This window comes from Bacillus sp. LK2 (genome assembly GCF_001043575.1).
GTDB lineage: Bacteria > Bacillota > Bacilli > Bacillales > Bacillaceae_G > Bacillus_A > Bacillus_A paramycoides.
Window position 1 is genome coordinate 96,109 of sequence record NZ_LDUK01000019.1, and the last position, 19,312, is coordinate 115,420.

General features: G+C 35.3%; 18 protein-coding genes. 12 read left to right on the plus strand and 6 right to left on the minus strand.

Annotated features, from left to right (window positions below; translation table 11 throughout):
* Positions 1-111 precede the first annotated feature (111 nt).
* Positions 112-486, minus strand: a complete 375-nt coding sequence (locus tag VK90_RS13930; protein ID WP_048373598.1) for a VOC family protein — start codon at positions 484-486, stop codon at positions 112-114.
* Between the two features lie 108 nt (positions 487-594).
* Between VK90_RS13930 and VK90_RS13935 the strand changes: the two genes are divergently transcribed.
* The 4 genes from VK90_RS13935 to brnQ2 all read left to right on the plus strand — a co-directional run bounded on the left by VK90_RS13935 (position 595) and on the right by brnQ2 (position 3,316).
* Positions 595-810, plus strand: a complete 216-nt coding sequence (locus VK90_RS13935) for a spore coat associated protein CotJA (protein WP_002170512.1) — start codon at positions 595-597, stop codon at positions 808-810.
* 8 nt (positions 811-818) lie between these two features.
* The gene (locus VK90_RS13940; RefSeq protein WP_048373601.1) at positions 819-1,082 is read left to right on the plus strand and encodes a spore coat protein CotJB; all 264 of its coding nucleotides are present in this window, start codon (positions 819-821) and stop codon (positions 1,080-1,082) included.
* Between the two features lie 130 nt (positions 1,083-1,212).
* Entirely contained in the window at positions 1,213-1,782 is a 570-nt protein-coding gene (gene cotJC, locus VK90_RS13945) for a spore coat protein CotJC (RefSeq protein ID WP_002170510.1), read from the plus strand.
* A 217-nt stretch (positions 1,783-1,999) separates the two neighbouring features.
* Positions 2,000-3,316 (plus strand): branched-chain amino acid transport system II carrier protein BrnQ2, encoded by a 1,317-nt coding sequence (brnQ2, locus tag VK90_RS13950; RefSeq protein WP_025150250.1) that lies wholly within the window; start codon positions 2,000-2,002, stop codon positions 3,314-3,316.
* Between the two features lie 43 nt (positions 3,317-3,359).
* Here the strand turns inward: brnQ2 and VK90_RS13955 are convergent, their stop codons facing one another.
* The 3 genes from VK90_RS13955 to VK90_RS13965 form a co-directional block, all read right to left on the minus strand.
* Positions 3,360-4,367, minus strand: coding sequence for an ABC transporter permease (locus VK90_RS13955; protein ID WP_048373603.1), 1,008 nt, complete (start codon positions 4,365-4,367; stop codon positions 3,360-3,362).
* 1 nt (position 4,368) lies between these two features.
* Positions 4,369-5,235, minus strand: a complete 867-nt coding sequence (locus VK90_RS13960) for an ABC transporter permease subunit (RefSeq protein WP_048373605.1) — start codon at positions 5,233-5,235, stop codon at positions 4,369-4,371.
* 86 nt (positions 5,236-5,321) lie between these two features.
* Entirely contained in the window at positions 5,322-6,056 is a 735-nt protein-coding gene (locus tag VK90_RS13965; protein WP_048373607.1) for a YwaF family protein, read from the minus strand.
* A gap of 211 nt (positions 6,057-6,267) precedes the next feature.
* Here VK90_RS13965 and VK90_RS13970 point away from each other — a divergent pair, with 211 nt between their 5' ends.
* The 4 genes from VK90_RS13970 to entC all read left to right on the plus strand — a co-directional run bounded on the left by VK90_RS13970 (position 6,268) and on the right by entC (position 11,232).
* Complete coding sequence (locus VK90_RS13970; protein WP_048373609.1) at positions 6,268-7,371, plus strand: efflux RND transporter periplasmic adaptor subunit; 1,104 nt, start codon at positions 6,268-6,270, stop codon at positions 7,369-7,371.
* Positions 7,368-8,042 (plus strand): ABC transporter ATP-binding protein, encoded by a 675-nt coding sequence (locus VK90_RS13975; RefSeq protein WP_000609103.1) that lies wholly within the window; start codon positions 7,368-7,370, stop codon positions 8,040-8,042. Before VK90_RS13970 ends, VK90_RS13975 begins: the two co-directional genes overlap by 4 nt.
* 2 nt (positions 8,043-8,044) lie before the next feature.
* A complete protein-coding gene (locus VK90_RS13980) occupies positions 8,045-9,220 on the plus strand; it encodes an ABC transporter permease (RefSeq protein ID WP_048373611.1) in 1,176 nt (391 codons plus the stop codon).
* 614 nt (positions 9,221-9,834) lie between these two features.
* Complete coding sequence (entC, locus tag VK90_RS13985; protein ID WP_156185417.1) at positions 9,835-11,232, plus strand: cell wall-binding protein EntC; 1,398 nt, start codon at positions 9,835-9,837, stop codon at positions 11,230-11,232.
* Positions 11,233-11,425: 193 nt separating this feature from the next.
* On the opposite strand, the gene VK90_RS13990 is transcribed toward entC, so the two are convergent.
* Positions 11,426-12,514, minus strand: coding sequence for a DUF871 domain-containing protein (locus VK90_RS13990; RefSeq protein ID WP_048373615.1), 1,089 nt, complete (start codon positions 12,512-12,514; stop codon positions 11,426-11,428).
* Between the two features lie 320 nt (positions 12,515-12,834).
* Here VK90_RS13990 and VK90_RS13995 point away from each other — a divergent pair, with 320 nt between their 5' ends.
* The gene (locus tag VK90_RS13995) at positions 12,835-14,037 is read left to right on the plus strand and encodes an MFS transporter (protein WP_025150244.1); all 1,203 of its coding nucleotides are present in this window, start codon (positions 12,835-12,837) and stop codon (positions 14,035-14,037) included.
* Between the two features lie 327 nt (positions 14,038-14,364).
* Positions 14,365-16,020: a Na/Pi cotransporter family protein gene (locus VK90_RS14000; RefSeq protein ID WP_002170497.1), complete on the plus strand. Its 1,656-nt coding sequence runs from the start codon at positions 14,365-14,367 to the stop codon at positions 16,018-16,020.
* 35 nt (positions 16,021-16,055) lie between these two features.
* Here VK90_RS14000 and VK90_RS14005 read toward each other — a convergent pair whose 3' ends face one another.
* Positions 16,056-17,141 (minus strand): YhdH/YhfP family quinone oxidoreductase, encoded by a 1,086-nt coding sequence (locus VK90_RS14005; RefSeq protein WP_156185419.1) that lies wholly within the window; start codon positions 17,139-17,141, stop codon positions 16,056-16,058.
* 227 nt (positions 17,142-17,368) lie between these two features.
* On the opposite strand from VK90_RS14005, the gene VK90_RS14010 reads away from it, so the two are divergent.
* Together VK90_RS14010 and VK90_RS14015 are read left to right on the plus strand one after the other, a co-directional pair.
* Positions 17,369-18,658 (plus strand): LCP family protein, encoded by a 1,290-nt coding sequence (locus VK90_RS14010; RefSeq protein WP_048373716.1) that lies wholly within the window; start codon positions 17,369-17,371, stop codon positions 18,656-18,658.
* Positions 18,659-18,798: 140 nt separating this feature from the next.
* Positions 18,799-19,239: a hypothetical protein gene (locus VK90_RS14015; protein ID WP_000642362.1), complete on the plus strand. Its 441-nt coding sequence runs from the start codon at positions 18,799-18,801 to the stop codon at positions 19,237-19,239.
* Positions 19,240-19,312: the final 73 nt, after the last annotated feature.

Below are 19,312 nucleotides of genomic sequence, written 5' to 3' on the forward strand. Positions count from 1 at the left end.
TAAGTTACTCCCCTTTATATACACAATTTTATACAATCACATTAAAATATTTGGAGAGGCTTGTCAATATTTTTTTCATTTGCCACTAAGATTATTACATTATAAAAGACGCTATTCTATATTCTCTGTTGAAACAATTTGGAGCTTAAAACGGTCTGGATCATAGCAAGTTATTCTTACTTCTTCACCACAGCATTCTTCTGTAAATGATATATGATAAAATTCTAACTTTTTCTTTATTCGCTCGATATTTGCAGTTTTTAAAAATATTTCCTTAACTGATGATGTGACAGTCTCTCTATTCTCCCCAAAATTCCGATTTACAACAAAACAAATTCTCGTTGAATCAATATCATACCAAACACCTGTTACACGTAATTGTGGCCTCTCCTCGCTTGGTTTAAAACCTAGAATCCCTTCATAAAAATATAATGTTTCCTTTAAGTTTTTGGATTCTAATACAATACATGTTGTAATACTTTCCATCCGCACTCCCCCTGTCTCTATTAGTTTTCTATATGAGTCATAATTTACAATTATGTACGAATACAATACATAGTGATGAATATTTCATTTATAAAGGAGGAGTGTAACATGGATGAATTCATGAAATCCTACATACCTTTTCACGGCCCAAACGATCCTTGCCCTCCAATCGGAAAAAAATATTACTCAACTCCCCCCCACTTATACATGGGCTTTCAACCAACTAATTTACCCCAATTCCCACCAAAAGAGGCTTTAAGAAAAGGGACTCTATGGCCTGCATTTTATGATTTTTATGAAAACCCTCACAAAAAAGGACGGTGAGCAAAAACGTGACACAAACATTGCCTGATGAATATTACAAATGGATTGAAGAACTACAAGAACTTGATTTTGTATTAGTTGAACTTACCCTCTATTTAGATACGCATCCCGACGATACTACAGCTATAAATCAATTCAACGATTTCTCCTATAAACGAAGAGTATTAAAACAAAAAATTGAAGAGAAATTTGGTCCACTTCAGCAATTTGGAAATAGTTATTCTAACGCTCCATGGGAATGGAGCAAAGGACCTTGGCCATGGCAAATATAACATAAAACTTTCATTAGTTTTGAATTCTTTAATCCAAATCATTATGAAGCCTACTATGCATTCCCAGCTATTTCTTCGCCTAGAAGAATGCTTATTACTGTCCATTAACACAAGATGAAGGAGAGAAAATATGTGGATTTATGAAAAGAAATTACAATATCCTGTTAAAGTGAGTACTTGTAATCCAGCTCTTGCAAAATTATTAGTTGAACAGTATGGTGGTGCGGACGGTGAACTAGCCGCTGCCCTTCGTTACTTAAATCAACGTTATACAATTCCCGACAAAGTCGTTGGCTTACTAACCGATATTGGTACAGAAGAGTTCGCACATCTAGAAATGATTGCTACAATGATTTATAAATTAACAAAAGATGCAACACCTGAACAAATGAAAGCTGCTGGATTAGACGCGCAATACGCTAATCACGATAGCGCTTTGTTTTATCATAATGCAGGTGGCGTTCCCTTTACCGCTACTTATATTCAAGCAAAAGGAGATCCTATTGCAGATTTATATGAGGATATTGCAGCTGAAGAAAAAGCACGAGCAACCTATCAATGGCTTATTGATTTATCCGACGATCCAGACATAAATGACAGCTTACGCTTTTTACGCGAACGAGAAATTGTTCATTCACAACGATTCCGAGAAGCAGTAGAAATTTTAAAAGAAGAGCGTGATCGAAAAATTTATTTTTAAAACACATATCCTAACGATATGTGTTTTTTTACGTTAAAAGTTAAATCCTTCCTAATTAACATATAAATAGTATATTTATTCAATTTAATGCATCATTTTTTAATATTTATAAAATTCCCTCTTGCTTTCTAGTCATCAGACCTTTAAAATAATAACAGTTACTCGACAAATTGTTTGAATTTTCGACAAAAGCACTCATTAGGAGGATTTTCTTTATATGCGTACAACTTTAAAACCAGCGCAAATACTTTCGATTAGTTTACTACTATTCGCAGTTTTCTTCGGTGCTGGTAATATGATTTTCCCGCCCCTTCTCGGCCTCTCTTCTGGAGAAAATATGTGGGTTTCCATTACAGGATTTATTATTACAGACGTCGGCTTATCTTTACTTGCTATCGTCGCAGTTGCCCTTGCCGGTGGTAGTTTTAACACTTTAGCAAGCCGTGTTCATCCAAAATTCGCAGCAGTATTCGCTATCATTATTTATCTTTCAATCGGCCCACTATTTGTTATTCCACGAACTGGATCTGTATCTTACGAAATTGGGATTGCACCACTTTTCCCTGATCAATGGTATTCTATGTTAGTCTTTAGTGCGATTTTCTTTACAGTCGTCTACTTCTTATCATTAAACCCATCCAAATTAGTAGATCATATCGGTAAAATATTAACGCCAATTTTACTTGGAATTATTGCAATTATGGCAACAAAAGCAATTCTTTCACCAGGATCATTCGCTGAGCCTATCGGTGACTATAAAGACATCCCATTTTTCAAAGGGTTTCTTGAAGGATTTTTAACTTTAGATGCAATCGGAGCTCTCGTATTATCAACAATTGTTGTAAATGCAATTCGTCAAAACGGTATACAAGAGAAAAAATCCATTGCGAAATATACAATTATTTGCGGAAGCATTGCTGCCCTTTTCTTAACAATTGTTTATTTCTTACTCGGTTATATCGGGGCTTCAAATGGAAACTTAGGACAATTCGAAAATGGCGGTCAGCTACTAGCAACAATTATGTATCAATTCTTTGGGACAAGCGGTAATGTTTTATTAAGTATCGCGATTATAGCTGCTTGTTTAACGACTGCAATCGGTGTTGTAAGTGCATTCGCCAACTATTTCACAACAGTACTAACAAATGTTTCATATAAGAAGCTTGTACTATACGTTTGTATCTTTAGCTTCGTTATTTCAAACTTAGGATTAAGTTTATTGATTAAAATTACATTACCTGTATTAATTATTTTATATCCAATTACAATCATTTTAATTTTCGTATCATTTATTGATAAATATACGAAACGTAAACCTTCTGTCTACATCGGGGCAATGATCGCAGCATTCATGATTAGCTGTATTCATGCACTTGATAATGTGGGAATGATACCAAGTTTTATCGCTAATATCGTACACACAATTCCTTTTTATAACTTAGGAATCGGCTGGATCGTTCCAGCAATAATCGGTGGTATAATCGGATACTTTATTCCGCAAACAGAAGCTGAAGGTGAAGTTTCTACAAAATAAAAAAGAAGCAAGCATGAAATCCATGCTTGCTTCTTTTTTATTTTCACATCGTATGTTTAAATGTAAATAACTCTTCTTTTGACTGCAAATTCGGTTGTTCCTCTTCTGCTACTTCCTTCTTTACCTCTCCACCTAATCGAACTTTCATCATTGCTTCTTCTATACTTTTTGCAATCATATTTCCTGAAAAGATGGTAAGCCCGAAAAATGAAATTGGAACGAGAGGAATCCACGGATGTACTGTTAAAGAGCGAAAATATACGCCGATTAATCCTGACCATTCATGTGTGTAGGAATCTAACTCTTTCTCCATCATTCCTCCAAATTCAACTGTTCCTCCAAAAAAGACTTCAAGTAACCCTAAGTGCAGTAAAACTGTAAGAGTCTGAGTAAACTGCTGAAGAAATACGAGTATAAACGTCATATAAAGATGCGGAAAAAGATGCTTTATAACAATATGCCTTCTCGATCCACCTAATATGCGCGCAGCATCAATAAATTCTTCCGTTTGTAATTTACGAACTTCCTTCGCAACATAAAGTGCAATAACTGGCAAAGCAAGCGCTACAAGTAATACAACTTGAAATGAAGCTCGCTCAAAAAAAGTTGATGTCTCCTCTCCACTTCCAAATTTATTAACAGATTGAAGGAAGAAATAAGCGATCATGACTATCGGAATAACTGTAAAACTGTCAAAAAAAGCTTCAATCTTCGAAAAACCCCTTTTTATGTATGTTCCGAGGAAAACACCGATAAATACACCTATTACCATTCTAAGCGCTGCAATTAAAACAGATATACCAATCGTCCACTTCGCTCCCTCAATTACTAAATTTAAAAGGTCATATCCTTTCCGATCTGTTCCGAGTAAAAATTGTGATGAAGGTGAAAATGGTGGTACTTCTGGATTGTCAGCCGCATCATATTGCAATGTTACTTGCCTAATATGTCCATCATTCCATATCGTATTTCCGATGCTCAAAAGAACTAATATGAGAAGAAATCCAATGCTTATCCAAAACCTTTTATCACGTTTTATATACGTCCACATATTATAATCTCTCCTTCATCGCAGCTGGAACGAGATAATGAAACAGCTTAAATAAAATAAAAATCGGAATATAAATAAGCAGCACACTAACAATGAACAACTCAATCTTCATATCCGGATATGATTTCACAAATATAAAAATACCTCTCGTATTAAAAATCCATTCTATAATATATAAATTTGATAGCATAAACCAAATATTCGTTTTTGCAAAGAAAAGTGTACTAAGTAGCACATTTCGTAAAATATGACGATTTAAAATATGAAAGCGATCCAGCCCCTTCGCCTTAGCAAATAGTACATAATCTTTTTCTAGCTCATTTTCAAAACGTAACACTAATAACTTTACGAACATAATCGTAGTCGGGATACTCAAACAAAATATCGGCAATCCTCTAATGGACTCGCCTCCAATTGCCGCAATTTGAAAAGGTAAAAAACCTGTCTGTTTAAAAAACCATATAACTAAAATTTGTGATCCTAAAATAAGAAGAATGTCTGGAATGGATTCTAGAAAGATGAGAAACGATTTAATTCGATGTTGTATACGCGGTGAACTACTCATAATCATATAAACGATACAAAATGCTACCAATAATGAAATGCAAAATGCGGCCAAAAAAATAACCATTGTTTCTTTATAATGGACAAACAACTGAGGAAATAAAAATTTATCTCTTGCATATTGCATATTGGAAATATCCATTAATTTCGCAAATACTTCTTTTAGACTTTTTATATACTCTGATACATTCAACTCAAATCCATAAAATAATTTTGGTAGCGCCCCCAAACAAATAATACCCAAAATTGAAATGATAAATTGAATCGTCATTTCCATCCCATTCAAAAAAACTTTTCTGACCATTTTCTCCCTTCTCTCTATATAATTTATCCTTTAATTTTATTCTTAATTTTCTGAATTGTAAATATTTACAATAAAAAATCGCTAGGTTATGAGCCTAGCGATTCTTTATGCACATGTTTTTCTCTTTTTACAAACGGCATATACACAATAAAACATCCAATAAGCGCTGCAAGTTCTAATGAAATAATATAGTAAGGATGCGGCCCTAACATATCGAGTAATGACGCAGTTTCTGGCTTATGAGCTAAAAACATATAATTACCACCCGTTTTGTAATTCACAAACGAAACGATAGGAATTAATACGTTTAAAAATATCATCGTCCGTTTAATAGACTGCAAAGTAGGACGATATCCTTCCACCCAAGTCATAAAGAGCGGTGCCCAAATGAGCAATACATGTGCGATAAAAAATTCAATGAAACGAAAATGTGGAAAAGCATATTGCAAATTTGGCGTTAAAATGGCTTGTGATGCACCAATAATCCCTATAAAAAACACAATTTCATATATTCGATAACTTTTCGTTACAATCATAATTGACGCTAACAATAAACTAATCGTACATAACTCAAATGGTAATGAAGTGTCTAGCTCAAAAATACCTGCTTTCCATTCCCACATATGAAGTCCAATTTCACTTCCTATAAATAGAAATGCAATCGCATATCGAACCGTTATATTCCACTCACTTTGACGTAATAAATCTTGGTATTGATATAGAAAAAATATCCCCACCAACATAATACATAATATAATGGCATGTTGCCTTGAGTATGGAATAAATGGTTTTAATGGCTGCGCACTAAAATAAGCTTCCATCTTCCTTCCTCCTCTCCTTCATACAATATTATTGTAAGAAAGAAACAAAGAGTCAATTCATCTGCTTAAAATAGTACAACCTCTACCTTACATCTACATATTCATACCTTACAAAACTGTAAGGTTATTGTAAGCTAAAACGATTTGTCAGATTCTCTACCTCTTCTATACTTAATGTAGATACTAAAACGAACGAAAAGGTGATAAATAGATGATGAAGAAAAATAAAGTGTTAATTACTAGTGTAGTAGCAATCGGAATTGCAGCTGGATCATATTTCGCATTTGCTGGCGGTGGATCTGACGTAGCAATGGCATATGGCGGTTATAAAGTTACGGAAAAACAAATTGAAAACGCACAAAAATTTGGCGGCGAAGTTATCCCTAATGGTATTGAAACAATCTCATTCGATCCAACAAAAGGTACGTATGAATTAGCTGTTAAAAAAGGTGATGAAGTAAAAAAAGGACAGCTTCTTTTTAAATATAATGATCCAGTTTCCAAACAAGGCGTAACGGAAGCAGAAATGCAAAAGAAAATTGCACAAAAAGAAGTAACATTACATCAAAAACAAATTGATTTAGCAAAACAAAAATTACAAAAAGATAAAAATGCTGGCCTTCCTCAGGAAGCATTAAAAGCATCGGAAATCGAAGTTCAACAATTAGAATCACAACTTGAAATGAAAAAGTTTGAGGTAGAAAAAGCTGATGAAATGATTAAAGCAGCAAAAGAGAAATTAAGCACTCTTTCTGTAACGAGCCCTGCTGATGGCGTAATTGATGATATCGTTAAAACTGCTGATGAAAAAACAGGCATGAGTGGAATTACACTTCGTCACGATGGTCCATTTAAAGTAAAAGGCCAACTTTCTGAATATGAGCTTGCTAGTGTAAAAGTTGGGCAGGAAGTAACTGTTTCTTCAAAAACTGTTGCTGGTAAGACTTGGACAGGAAAAGTAACAGAAATCAGCTCTACGCCATTAAAGAGCATGGATGACAATAAAACAGTTTCTAATTATCAATTCACTGTCACATTAGATAATAGTGAAGGATTACAAAACGGATTCCACGTATACGTAACGAGTAAATCAGGTGAAGCAACTGGTACGATTGTTCCGAAAAGCAGTATTGTGAAAAAAGGCGACAAAAATGTTGTCTTCGTTGTAAAAGATGGAAAAGCGAAAGAACAAGCTGTTACGGTTGAATTCGAAACGGATAGCGAAGCAAAGGTTGCTGGAGTGAAAAAAGGAGAACAAATTATCTCTAAACCTGAAAAAGACTTAAAAGATGGTATGGAGGTTGTCGTTGAATGATTAACTTAAAAGGCATCACGAAGTCCTTCCAAAATGGTGCAGAGTCAGTTCAAATATTACACGGAATTGACGTAACACTGAACCAAGGAGAATTCACTTCTATAATGGGACCATCTGGTTCTGGTAAATCAACGTTAATGAATATTATCGGTTGCTTAGATAAACCAACGACCGGTACATATGAATTAGCTGGGCAAAATATTTCAAACATGTCTGAAACAGAACTTGCACGCGTTCGTAATAAAGAGATCGGTTTCGTATTCCAAAACTTCATGTTACTACCGAGACTTACAGCACTTCAAAATGTTGAATTACCTCTTATTTACGCTGGAGTCGATAAAAAAGAAAGACGTGAGCGCTCATTAGCTGCTTTAACAAAAGTAGGTTTAGCTGATCGCGCTACCCACTTGCCGAACGAATTATCAGGTGGTCAAAAGCAGCGTGTCGCTGTTGCACGCGCAATCGTAAATAACCCGAAATTTATCTTAGCCGATGAACCGACGGGAGCACTTGATACGAAAACAAGTACACAAATTATGGACCTCTTTTACGAATTAAACAAGCAAGGCTCAACAATCATTATGATTACCCATGACCGTGAAATTGGTGAAGCTGCAGCCCGCCAAATTGTAATTCGTGACGGAAATATCGTCCAAGATTGGAGAGGTTAATTTTGAACACGAGTGAAAATATACGCATGGCCCTTTCCTCTATCTTTGCTCATAAAATGCGTTCTATATTAACGATGTTAGGTATTATTATCGGTATTAGCGCCATTATTACTATCATTTCAATGGGTAATGGTACAAACGCAAAGTTTAAAAAAGAGTTAGGCCAAGGAAAAGATAATGAAGTAACGATTTACTACAACAACCCTGATTACGGAACAGATAGTGCCAAAATCACAGCTGATATGTTAAAACGTCTTCAAACTGTGCCAGGCGTTAAAGATGTTTATCCAGATGTGAGTATGAAAGTAAAAGCATCTTCTGGTTCAAAGGATGTCTCTCTTGATTTAAAAGGTGGCACAGGCGCCTTTATGACAGATTCAAAGATAAAATTAGTTCACGGCCGCGAATTAAACGACAGCGAATTAAACCAAGCAATTCCCGCTGTTATATTAAATGAAGAAGCTTTCAACAAATTATTTAACGGTTGGGAATCAAATTTATACACTGATATAAAAGGAAAGCCGTATAAAATAGTCGGTGTATACGAAACGAAAAACGAATTCGGAATGGCTATGCCTGAAGGTTATACATCACTTGAAAACGCTCCGGTCATTTCAGGAGTAAATGAGTATGACTCTGTAAAATTAACAATGACCTCTCCAACAGAACGTAAAAGTGTAGAAAAACAAGCCGTTTCTGTTTTAAACGAAATGAAAGCTCCTAAATTTGAGCATAAATTCGAAGCACAGGACTTAGGTGAATTTACGAAGCAATTAGACGAATCAATCGGTATGATGAAAATGGTATTCGGTGGTATTGCTGCTATCTCCTTACTTGTTGGTGGTATCGGTGTAATGAACATCATGCTTGTATCCGTAACAGAACGTACACGTGAGATTGGTATTCGTAAAGCACTTGGTGCAACACGTGGTAAAGTATTAACACAATTCTTAATTGAATCTTGTATTTTAACGGGACTCGGTGGTTTCATCGGATTCATGCTCGGTATTTTCTTCGCTTGGATCGTCTCAATCTTTGCCGGATGGCCACTCGTTGTCTCAAAAGAACTTGGACTTCTTGCAGTAGGTATTTCAATGCTAATCGGTATTGCATTCGGTTTACTACCAGCTAACAAAGCTGCAAAACTTGATCCAATTGAATGTTTACGATACGAGTAAATAAAAAACGTAGGAGTTTACACTCCTACGCTTTTTATTTTGTTGAAGACAAATACAATTTTATTCCGATTGGTGTGGGCTAATAATCAGTGGGAGGATTAAAGTTTCACTTTACCGATGTTTTAACGAAAATATGAACCTCTAACTTCTATTATATAAATCTACAGCGATTCACGAACCAATTAATAACGATATCGTCCCTTCAAATCATGTTTCTTCTATTATATATGTTTTATGTTACGAATATCTTTTTATCATTTAAACTTTCACTTCTTGTTAAAGCTATTATGCAATCCTATTATTGCAAAAATAATATGTAATAGAACAAATTCAAGGCGTAATTTTTTCCATACTACAATTTATTTTGTAACAATTATATCTCTATTTTATTAAAATTCACCCTATATATATGACTTCACACACAAAAAGATTATACTTTCATAACTACATTACGATTCAAACAGTTAAATGCCTCTCTTTTGTAATGTCGCAGAAACTCCTATGTAACATTATTGACACATTGTTAATCCATTGGTAATTAAAAAAGTATTGATTTTATGAATCATATGTTCTAATCCCCCGAAAAACGCAAAGAAAACGCTATCAGGATATTCCTGGAATTATTACATAATATTAATGCCTCGTTACGAATGCTTTGTAGTTTTGTGTTTTCCGCAAATAAGAAAATAATGGTTGCTATAATGAGGTCAACGAAAACAAATGCAATGGAGGCTATTATGAAAAAATTTATGGGTATAGCAACAGCAGCGGTTTTTGGTCTTGGGATTTTCACAACATCTGCTAAAGCAGAAACTATCGTAACAACTGATGTACTAAATGTACGAGAAAACCCAACTACTGAATCACAAGTTGTCGGAAAATTATTAGATGGATATAAAGTAAATGTTCTACATACAGAAAATGGATGGTCAAAAGTTAAATTAAATAACGGTAAAGAAGCTTTCGTAAGCGCTGACTATACGAAAGACACTTACTACGTAACAGCAAACGTATTAAACGTACGTGCTGGAGCAAATACAGATTCAGAGATTCTTGGTAAATTTAAAAAAGATGATGTAATCGAAACAACACACCAAGTACAAAATGATTGGATCCAATTTGAATATAACGGAAAAACAGCTTATGTACATGTTCCTTACTTAACAGGTACAGCGCCAGTTAAAGTTCAACCAGCAGTTAAGGCTGAAAAAGTAACTAAAGTTCAAGATACAGCTAAAGTTCGTGAAGCAGTTAAAGCTCAAGAGGCAGCTGAGGCTCAAGCAACAGCTAAAGCTCAAGAAGCGGCTAAAGCTCGTGAAGCAGTTAAAGCTCAAGAGGCAGCTGAGGCTCAAGCAACAGCTAAAGCTCAAGAAGCGGCTAAAGCTCGTGAAGCAACTAAAGCTCAAGAGGCAGCTGAAGCTCAAGCAGCAGCTAAAGCTCAAGAAGCGGCTAAAGCTCGTGAAGCAGCTAAAGCTCAAGAAGAAGCTGAAGCTCAAGCAGCAGCTAAAGCTCAAGAGGCAGCTAAAGCTCGTGAAGCAGCTGAAGCTCAGGCAGCGGCTGAAGCTCAAGCAGCAGCTAAAGCTCGTGAAGCGGCTAAGGCTCGTGAAGCAGCTGAAGCTCAAGAGGCAACTAAAGCTAAAGCTCAAAAACCAGCTACACAACAACCTGTTGCAAAAGAAACTGAAACAAGTGCGCCATCTTCTTCTCGTGAGTTAACAGTTGTAGCAACAGCTTATACAGCAGATCCACTTGAAAATGGTTACAAAGCAGGCGACCAAGTAAAATCATCTATGGGTCATAATTTAACAGCAAACCCAAACATGAAACTAATTGCGGTTGATCCAAGCGTGATTCCATTAGGTTCAAAAGTATGGGTTGAAGGTTACGGAGTAGCAATCGCTGGTGATACTGGTGGAGCTATTAAAGGAAATAAAATTGACGTTTTAATGCCAGATAAAGGTTCATCAAGTAACTGGGGACGCCAAACAGTTAAAGTGAAAATTTTAAACTAATTACTATATAAAAGAGTCAGTCTCAACGTTGAGGCTGACTCTTTTTTTATGATTCTTATATTCTTTCCTTCTACTTCTCTCCCGTCCAAGTTAAAATCTATCCCTTTGAATTCTATATACGATAGACTACTATTTCAACAGAAAAAAGAAGATGCCATAGCATCCCCTCCTACCTTCTTTATTCCACATTAATTTATTTCTTTAGTGTAAATCCAAACTTATCCCAAGCTTGTAAATAATCTAATAAGAAAATTTCTTCCTCTACAACTCGGCCAACTACATTTGTTTTCCCCGTATTCACCATATCTTTTAAGGCAAGTTGTAGTTCACCTTTATATTGACCGTATTGTTCATTATCAATTAAAAGATCCCCCCGCTTAATCCCGCGCGTATTATGCGGTTTGAATTCCTCTTTTTTATATTTCACACGACTTTGAGTAGAACGAATCATATATTCAGATACATCCCCGCGATAAAAATGAGGTTCGTCTAGCACGATAATTCTTTCTAACTCTGTTGTCGTTTCATAAATTTCTATATCAAAAGTTTGCTTATCTTTATTTAATTCACCAAGTGCCTCTAGTTCTTTTTCTGATGCATAAGCATTCGCAATAATAACATCCTCAATTAATTCTGTCGCAAACAAATGCTTCGCCTGTGTTGTCATCGGCAACTCACGATGCTGCTCTAACGTACATAACCCTTCTGTTACTGGCCAAGGCCCATATGTTGCATCAAATGATGAAATAAATGCAGCCGTTCTCATGCCGTAATCTTTAAATTGCTTCGAGCATTTAATAAAATGATCGTATGATAACCCTGAATAACGGTGTGGATAAAAGTTATGACAGCCAATTAAATTTTCACGATTTGGTCTATGACTCATAATGTTATCTACATACTTTGTGCCATTGCTCATATTAATCTCAATTTTTAAGCCGTACGGATTGTACGTCATAATCGATTCTTCTAAACCAGAGAAACCAACATCTAAACGAATACCGTAAGCACCTAGTTCATGGAAAAACGATAAATCATTATAAGAAATATCTAGTTGCTCAAAAACAGACGGACTAATATCAACCAATACTTGGAACCCTAATGCATTCGCATGAGAAATCGTTTCTTTAAACTCTTCTACAATTCTCTCTTTTTCGCCATCTACAGATAGTAAACATGTGAATACACGTGTAAATCCGTATTTACTTGCTAATGTTAAATACTCCTTATCTTTCTCTACTGTCGAATGTTCTGGATAAATAGAAATACCTAATCGTCTCATATGTACACGCCTCTTTCTTCATCATATTGTAAACCCTTTCAAATATATGTAGTGAAAAAGTATGTATCCCCTTCTCGTTCACCACTTTTTGAATCCGCTTTCTGAAAAGAAAAAACAATTTCTATCATTCATAACAAATACTAGTCTATACATCTATACTTTACATCTTTTTTTCATAGTTGTGTAGCCTTTACACAAATTTGTCAGTTTTTCTGCCTTAAAAATTGTTATGCGTTTTCAATGCACCTTCCTTGACTGTAACATTGACCAATACATATACTCGAAAGAACAGAGAAAACTTTTATATAGGGGATGAATATATGGGAGAGGCAGTACTCGTAAAACGAGAACCGTTATGGACGAAAGAGTTTATTGCGTTAATTCTAGCAAACTTATGTATGTTTTTAGGATTTCAAATGTTAATTCCAACTTTACCTGTTTATGTGAAAGAAATTGGCGGCACAAGTTCAAATATCGGATTTGTTGTCGGCATGTTTACCGTTGCGGCACTATTTGTTAGACCGCTAACTGGAAACGCCTTGCAAAAATTCAATAAAAAAATCATTTTAATGATTGGTACTGCCATTTGTTTATTAGCTATGGGTAGCTACCTTTTCGCTTCAACCGTCTTCCTCCTACTTGCCGTTCGCATTTTACATGGGGCTGGGTTCGGCATTACAACGACTACATACGGAACTGTCGTTTCAGATTTAATTCCGCAAGCTCGCCGCGGAGAAGGCATGGGATATTTCGGTCTTTCTGGCACTATTGCAATGGCACTCGGTCCACTTATCGGACTTTGGCTTATGCAAACATATAACTTCACGATTCTTTTTTTATGTGCACTCTCATGTACAATTGTTTCATTAATATTAACGAAACTACTTCAAATCAAAAAAACGCCGCAACCACCACAACAAACATCTGGTACCTTTCTGGATGGATTTATTGAGCGTAAAGCTTTACTTCCTTCATTATTAATATTATGTATTACGTTAATGTACGGAGGAATTGGGAGCTTCATCACATTATTTGCTACGGAAGTTGGCATTGCTGACATTAGTCTCTTCTTTTTATTTAACGCACTTGCAATCGCTGTAACTCGTCCATTTTCCGGAAAATTATATGATGCGAAAGGTCATACATTCGTCATTATTCCAGGAGTTATTATAACGTTTACAGGTATTATATTACTGTCGTATACAACTACAATTCCGAGCTTAATTATTGCGGCAGCGTGCTATGGAAGTGGTTTCGGAGCAATTCAACCAGCACTACAAGCATGGATGATTGATCGAGTAGCACCACATCGACGAGGAGTAGCAACAGCAACATTTTTCTCAGCATTTGACCTTGGAATTGGTGCTGGAGCGATTATATTTGGATTTATTGCACACTTTACCAACTATGCAACTGTATATCGTTATTCCTCCCTATTACTTATCGCTTTCCTTTTCATTTACATCACAAACTTACGGAAACAAAAACAGAAGGATAAAACTAATGAAAAAGCTGCTGGATAATTCGGCAGCTTTTTTAATTTAAAACATCATTGATTGTCCTACATATTTTTTTAACTTTCATCAAAAAATATGTAGAAAAATGAAATTTTAATCGATAGTTTTCCTCACCTATTTTTACTACCTATAAATAGTGTGATAAATATGACTTCTTAACAAAATTATCATGTATTGAATATGAAAACCAATTAAATCCAGGTTTTTCTTTAAAGATTTGTAAACTTTTCACCCCTTTGTAAATTTAGTGTAAATTTTACAGGTGAACCGTTTACAGTGCCTCAAGGTTTAGTTAATAATTACATCGTACATGAAATTTAAGGAGTGGAATGCGTGGAATACAATATTCAAGATATGATCTTCCAGTTCATTGGTGGATTAGGTATTTTCTTATTCGGGATTAAATACATGGGCGATGGACTGCAACAAGCAGCTGGAGATCGTCTTCGCGATATTCTAGATCGCTTTACAACAAACCCACTTATGGGTGTACTAGCAGGTATGTTAGTTACTGTATTAATCCAATCAAGTTCAGGAACAACCGCTTTAACAGTCGGACTTGTAAGTGCCGGATTTATGACATTAAGACAAGCAATCGGTGTTATTATGGGTGCAAACATCGGTACGACAGTTACTGCATTTATTATCGGAATTAAAATCGGAGAATACGCGCTCCCAATTATGGCAGTTGGAGCTATCTTATTATTCTTCTTTAAAAATAAAAAAGTACATTCTGTAGGTCAAGTTGTATTCGGTTTTGGTATGTTATTCTTCGGTTTAGAATTAATGAGCACAGGTATGAAGCCTCTTCGCTCTTTAGAGTCATTCCAAGAATTAATGGTTAGCATGAGCGACAATCCAATTTTAGGTATTGTTGTCGGTACAGTCTTCACTTTAATTGTACAAAGTTCAAGTGCAACAATCGGTATTTTACAAGAACTATTCGGTCAAGGCGCAATCGATTTACAAGCTTCTCTTCCTGTATTATTCGGTGATAACATCGGTACAACAATTACAGCGGTATTAGCAGCAATCGGTACTTCAATTGCAGCAAGACGTGCAGCATTAGTTCACGTTATCTTTAATATCGTCGGTACAGTTATCTTTACGATTTTATTAGTACCATTTACAAATTTAATTCAATACTTCCAAACGTCATTAAACTTAAATCCAGAAATGACAATTGCATTTGCACACGGAACGTTTAATGTAACAAATACTATTATTCAATTCCCGTTCATTGCTGTATTAGCATGGATTGTAACAAAAATTATTCGCGGCGAAGATTCTGCTATTAATTTCAAACCGCAACACTTAAATCCAATCTTTATTGAACAATCTCCAGCCATTGCTTTAACAGAAGCTCAAAAAGAAATTATTCGTATGGCTGAGTTTTCATTACATGGATTAAAAGAAGCAAACCAATTTTTAAACACACAAGATAAAAAACACGCTGACATGGCTACTCAATTAGAAGGAGCTATTAACAATTTAGATAAAAAAATTACCGAGTATTTAGTTTTACTATCAGAAAAACCACTTTCATCTACAGACTCTGAAAAACATTCAGTTCTAGCAGGTGTTGTTGGAGATATTGAACGTGTCGGGGATCATGTAGAAAACCTTGTAGAACTTGTAGATTTCCAAATTTCAAACCGTGTTTCACTATCAGATGAAGCACTAGCTGAACTAAATGAAATGCTTGAGTTAACAATTTCAACATTACAAGACGCAGTTGAAGCTTTAACAAACTTTGACACTGAACTAGCTCAAACTGTTATTGCTAAAGAACGTAAAATTGACCAAATGGAACGTGTTCTTCGTAAACGTCATGTATTACGTCTAAACGAACGTAGCTGTTCAGGTGATGCAAGCATCATTTTCGTTGATATGGTAAGTAACTTAGAACGTATCGGTGATCACGCTGTAAATATTGCTGATGGTGTTTTAGGAGAACAAGGTAAAATGGGATTAAAACAATCATTATAATAGGAAAAGAGACGCTCTAATTAGCGTCTCTTTTTTCATTTCATATTAACAACTGTTCTTCCTTTTAGCTTGCCCTGCAATATAAGTGCAAATTTCTCATCTAATTTTTCTAATGTACATTCTTCTGTATAAGATACTAACTTTGAATTTTTCCATTCAGTCGCTAATAACGCCCACACTTCTATTCTCACATCTATCGGACAGTGAACCGAATCTATTCCTAGAAGGCTAACTCCTCGTAATATGAATGGGTATACGGTTGTATTTAACTCATGCCCTGCTACATTACCACACGTCGTTACACAACCTCCATACTTAACTACCTTTAAAGAACTTTCTAACATGTTCCCACCAGCTGTATCGATAACACCTGCGTATACACCCTTCAACATCGGTTTCCCAGACTTATCATTCAATTCTTCACGATGAATAGCTTTTTTCGCTCCTAGACGTAGTAGCATCTGCTCCTCTTCCATTTTCCCAGTTGCCCCTACTACGTTATATCCTAGCTTCGCTAAAATGCTAACTGCTACACTACCTACTCCGCCAGTAGCACCAGTTACTAAAACATCTCCCATACTAGGCGTAATTCCCGCTCTAATAAGCTTATATACCGATAAAGCAGCTGTAAAACCTGCTGTCCCATACATCATACTTTCCTTCAAAGATATTCCTTCTGGTAAAGGAACGACCCAAGATGATGGCACGCGAATATATTCTCCGAAACCACCAGAAGTATTCATACCTAAATCATATCCGGTTACAATAACTTGATCTCCTTCCTTAAAGGAGGCGGTTCTACTACTAACAACTTCTCCTGCCGCATCGATACCAGGTGTATGAGGGTATGTTCTCGTTACACCTTTATTACCATTAGCTGAAAGGGCATCCTTATAATTTAATGAAGAATAATGAACACGTATTAATACGTCTCCTTCAGGTAAACTATTTACTTCTCTCTCAACAAAGGTTCTTTCAAATTGATTATTTTCCTTTTCTTTCACGACCATCGCTCGGAATGATGTATGATTCATTATGCTCTCTCCTTCATCCGTAAAATTCTTCTTTATTATATAGAAAATATAAGGACGACTACTCATTTCTTCTTGGCTATATTTCAACAAATCTTACTTCTCTATCACTTTCTCACAATACATATTTTCATTTCTACTAAAACAGCTTATACTTATTCTTCATCCTATAAATAAAATATAGAAAATCTGACTTTTTATAAATAAATTGAATTTTTACGAAATGTAAATGATTTGTAATGTTTTTTTTCGCTAAATTTCATTATAATAAGTGGATATGAGTGTCGTATTTCAATCCAAATGAAGGAGTACAAGAAATGGAGCAAAACCCATCTTTGCAAGAAAATACACGAAACAACCCGAATAAGAGTAGGAAAAAAACAAAAATTATTATAAGCGTTATTCTATTATTTTTAATAGTAGGTGGCAGTTATACTTGGTTTTTAGTCAATAAAGCATCTTCTGCTGTTCGAAACGCCGCTCACGATTTAGCGCGCGGTGATAAATCTGATTTACGTGATAAAGCTGTAAAACCTATTACAAATAACGTCTCTGTCTTAATAATGGGTGTTGATGAAAGTGATGTCCGTGGGAAAGAATATGGTGAAGCTATAAGAACGGATGCACTGTTACTTGCAACGTTTAATAAAGATAGCAAAACTGTTAAATTATTAAGTATTCCACGTGACACATATACTTATATTCCAGTAGAAAAGAAAAAAGATAAAATTACACACGCTCATGCATTCGGTTCTACTAAAAATGGAAAAGATGGTGGACCACAAGCAAGCATTGATGCAGTTGAAAATTTAATGAATGTTCCTGTCGATTACTTTGTAAAATTTAACTTTAAATCATTTATAAAAATCGTCGATGACTTAGGCGGTATTGAAGTTGATGTACCAGTTGAATTCACTGAACAAGATAGCAATGATAATGCTGAGGCCATTCACCTGAAAAAAGGTGTTCAAAAGTTAAATGGCGAAGAGGCTCTTGCTCTGGCTAGAACACGACACATTGATAGTGATGCGATGCGTGGACAACGTCAGCAACTCGTTATTGAAGCCATTTTAAAGAAACTAACAAGCGTTGGGTCCGTAACAAAAGTTGGTAACATCATTGATGATATTAACGGCCAATTCGTTACAAACTTAACATTCGACGATATGCTTTCATTCTATAAATATGGATCAGATTCTACTATTGAAAAATTACAAATTCAAGGTGAAGACTGTTACATGGCAAAAGGTGATGACACATGTAGTCAATCTCCTGGTGGTGGTCGAACGTACTACTACAATCCAGATAAAAAAGACTTAGCTAATCTTACAAACGAACTTCGTAGTCACCTTGGGCTACCTGCATATACAAAATCTGACTCTGATTCGAAAAAAACAAGCTCAGAGAAAACAAAAGAATCTACATCCGATTCGAAAAAAACAAGCTCAGAGAAAACGAAAGAATCTACATCCGATTCGAAAAAAACAAACTCAGAGAGAACGAAAGAAACTGACTCTGAGGATACAAACAAACATGAATCAAGTAACAACAAGCATAATGATAATAGCAGTGAAGATACAGAAACATCGTCTAATGACAATGAATAAAAAGAAACCGTACTCTATGGAGGTAGAGTGCGGTTTCTTTTTTAGGATGAAAAATCAGAACTTTCTAACTATCTTTTTTAATATTTTTAAATTATAATAAATAGTAGTAATCTATTCCAATTACCAGGGGGCTCATACATATGAAAGCTGCAGTAAAACATAACATTTCAGATTTTAAAGACTACTTAAAATCCAACGACATATACATGGAAGAAAATATAGATGAAAATGATGGTTCTGTTCATTTTTCAGTAGGATTAGAGACAGAAGCTGGCGCAAAAATTCAACTTATCGCTGCTTTCCAAAACGAACATCCTACTGTGGATATATACTGCTTCAATGTTGCTCATGTACCTGATGCAACATCAACAAATGATATTTTACACGTCATCAATGAATTGAACACATCTTATCGATTTGCAAAATTCACACTAAACAAGCAAAATGCAATTGATATTTCAACATCTCTTGCATTCTCAGAACCAAACTTTAATCCAGCACTTGTCTTTGAACATACGAGAATGCTATATAAACTGGCGAATGATGAATATAAGAACTTAATGAAAGTTATTTGGGCATAAAGTGAAACTATAATCAGTGGGGGTTTTGTTCATCCCCCACTGATTATCAGCCCTCACCAATCGGGCGTTTACG

Excerpts from the sequence above, each read along its gene's own strand:
- VK90_RS13930 (WP_048373598.1), bottom strand. The coding sequence starts at position 486 with ATGGAAAGTATTACAACATGTATTGTATTAGAATCCAAAAACTTAAAG.
- VK90_RS13935 (WP_002170512.1), top strand. The coding sequence starts at position 595 with ATGGATGAATTCATGAAATCCTACATACCTTTTCACGGCCCAAACGAT.
- cotJC (WP_002170510.1), top strand. The coding sequence starts at position 1,213 with ATGTGGATTTATGAAAAGAAATTACAATATCCTGTTAAAGTGAGTACT.
- brnQ2 (WP_025150250.1), top strand. The coding sequence starts at position 2,000 with ATGCGTACAACTTTAAAACCAGCGCAAATACTTTCGATTAGTTTACTA.
- VK90_RS13955 (WP_048373603.1), bottom strand. The coding sequence starts at position 4,367 with ATGTGGACGTATATAAAACGTGATAAAAGGTTTTGGATAAGCATTGGA.
- VK90_RS13960 (WP_048373605.1), bottom strand. The coding sequence starts at position 5,235 with ATGGTCAGAAAAGTTTTTTTGAATGGGATGGAAATGACGATTCAATTT.
- VK90_RS13965 (WP_048373607.1), bottom strand. The coding sequence starts at position 6,056 with ATGGAAGCTTATTTTAGTGCGCAGCCATTAAAACCATTTATTCCATAC.
- VK90_RS13970 (WP_048373609.1), top strand. The coding sequence starts at position 6,268 with ATGATGAAGAAAAATAAAGTGTTAATTACTAGTGTAGTAGCAATCGGA.
- VK90_RS13975 (WP_000609103.1), top strand. The coding sequence starts at position 7,368 with ATGATTAACTTAAAAGGCATCACGAAGTCCTTCCAAAATGGTGCAGAG.
- VK90_RS13990 (WP_048373615.1), bottom strand. The coding sequence starts at position 12,514 with ATGAGACGATTAGGTATTTCTATTTATCCAGAACATTCGACAGTAGAG.
- VK90_RS13995 (WP_025150244.1), top strand. The coding sequence starts at position 12,835 with ATGGGAGAGGCAGTACTCGTAAAACGAGAACCGTTATGGACGAAAGAG.
- VK90_RS14010 (WP_048373716.1), top strand. The coding sequence starts at position 17,369 with ATGGAGCAAAACCCATCTTTGCAAGAAAATACACGAAACAACCCGAAT.
- VK90_RS14015 (WP_000642362.1), top strand. The coding sequence starts at position 18,799 with ATGAAAGCTGCAGTAAAACATAACATTTCAGATTTTAAAGACTACTTA.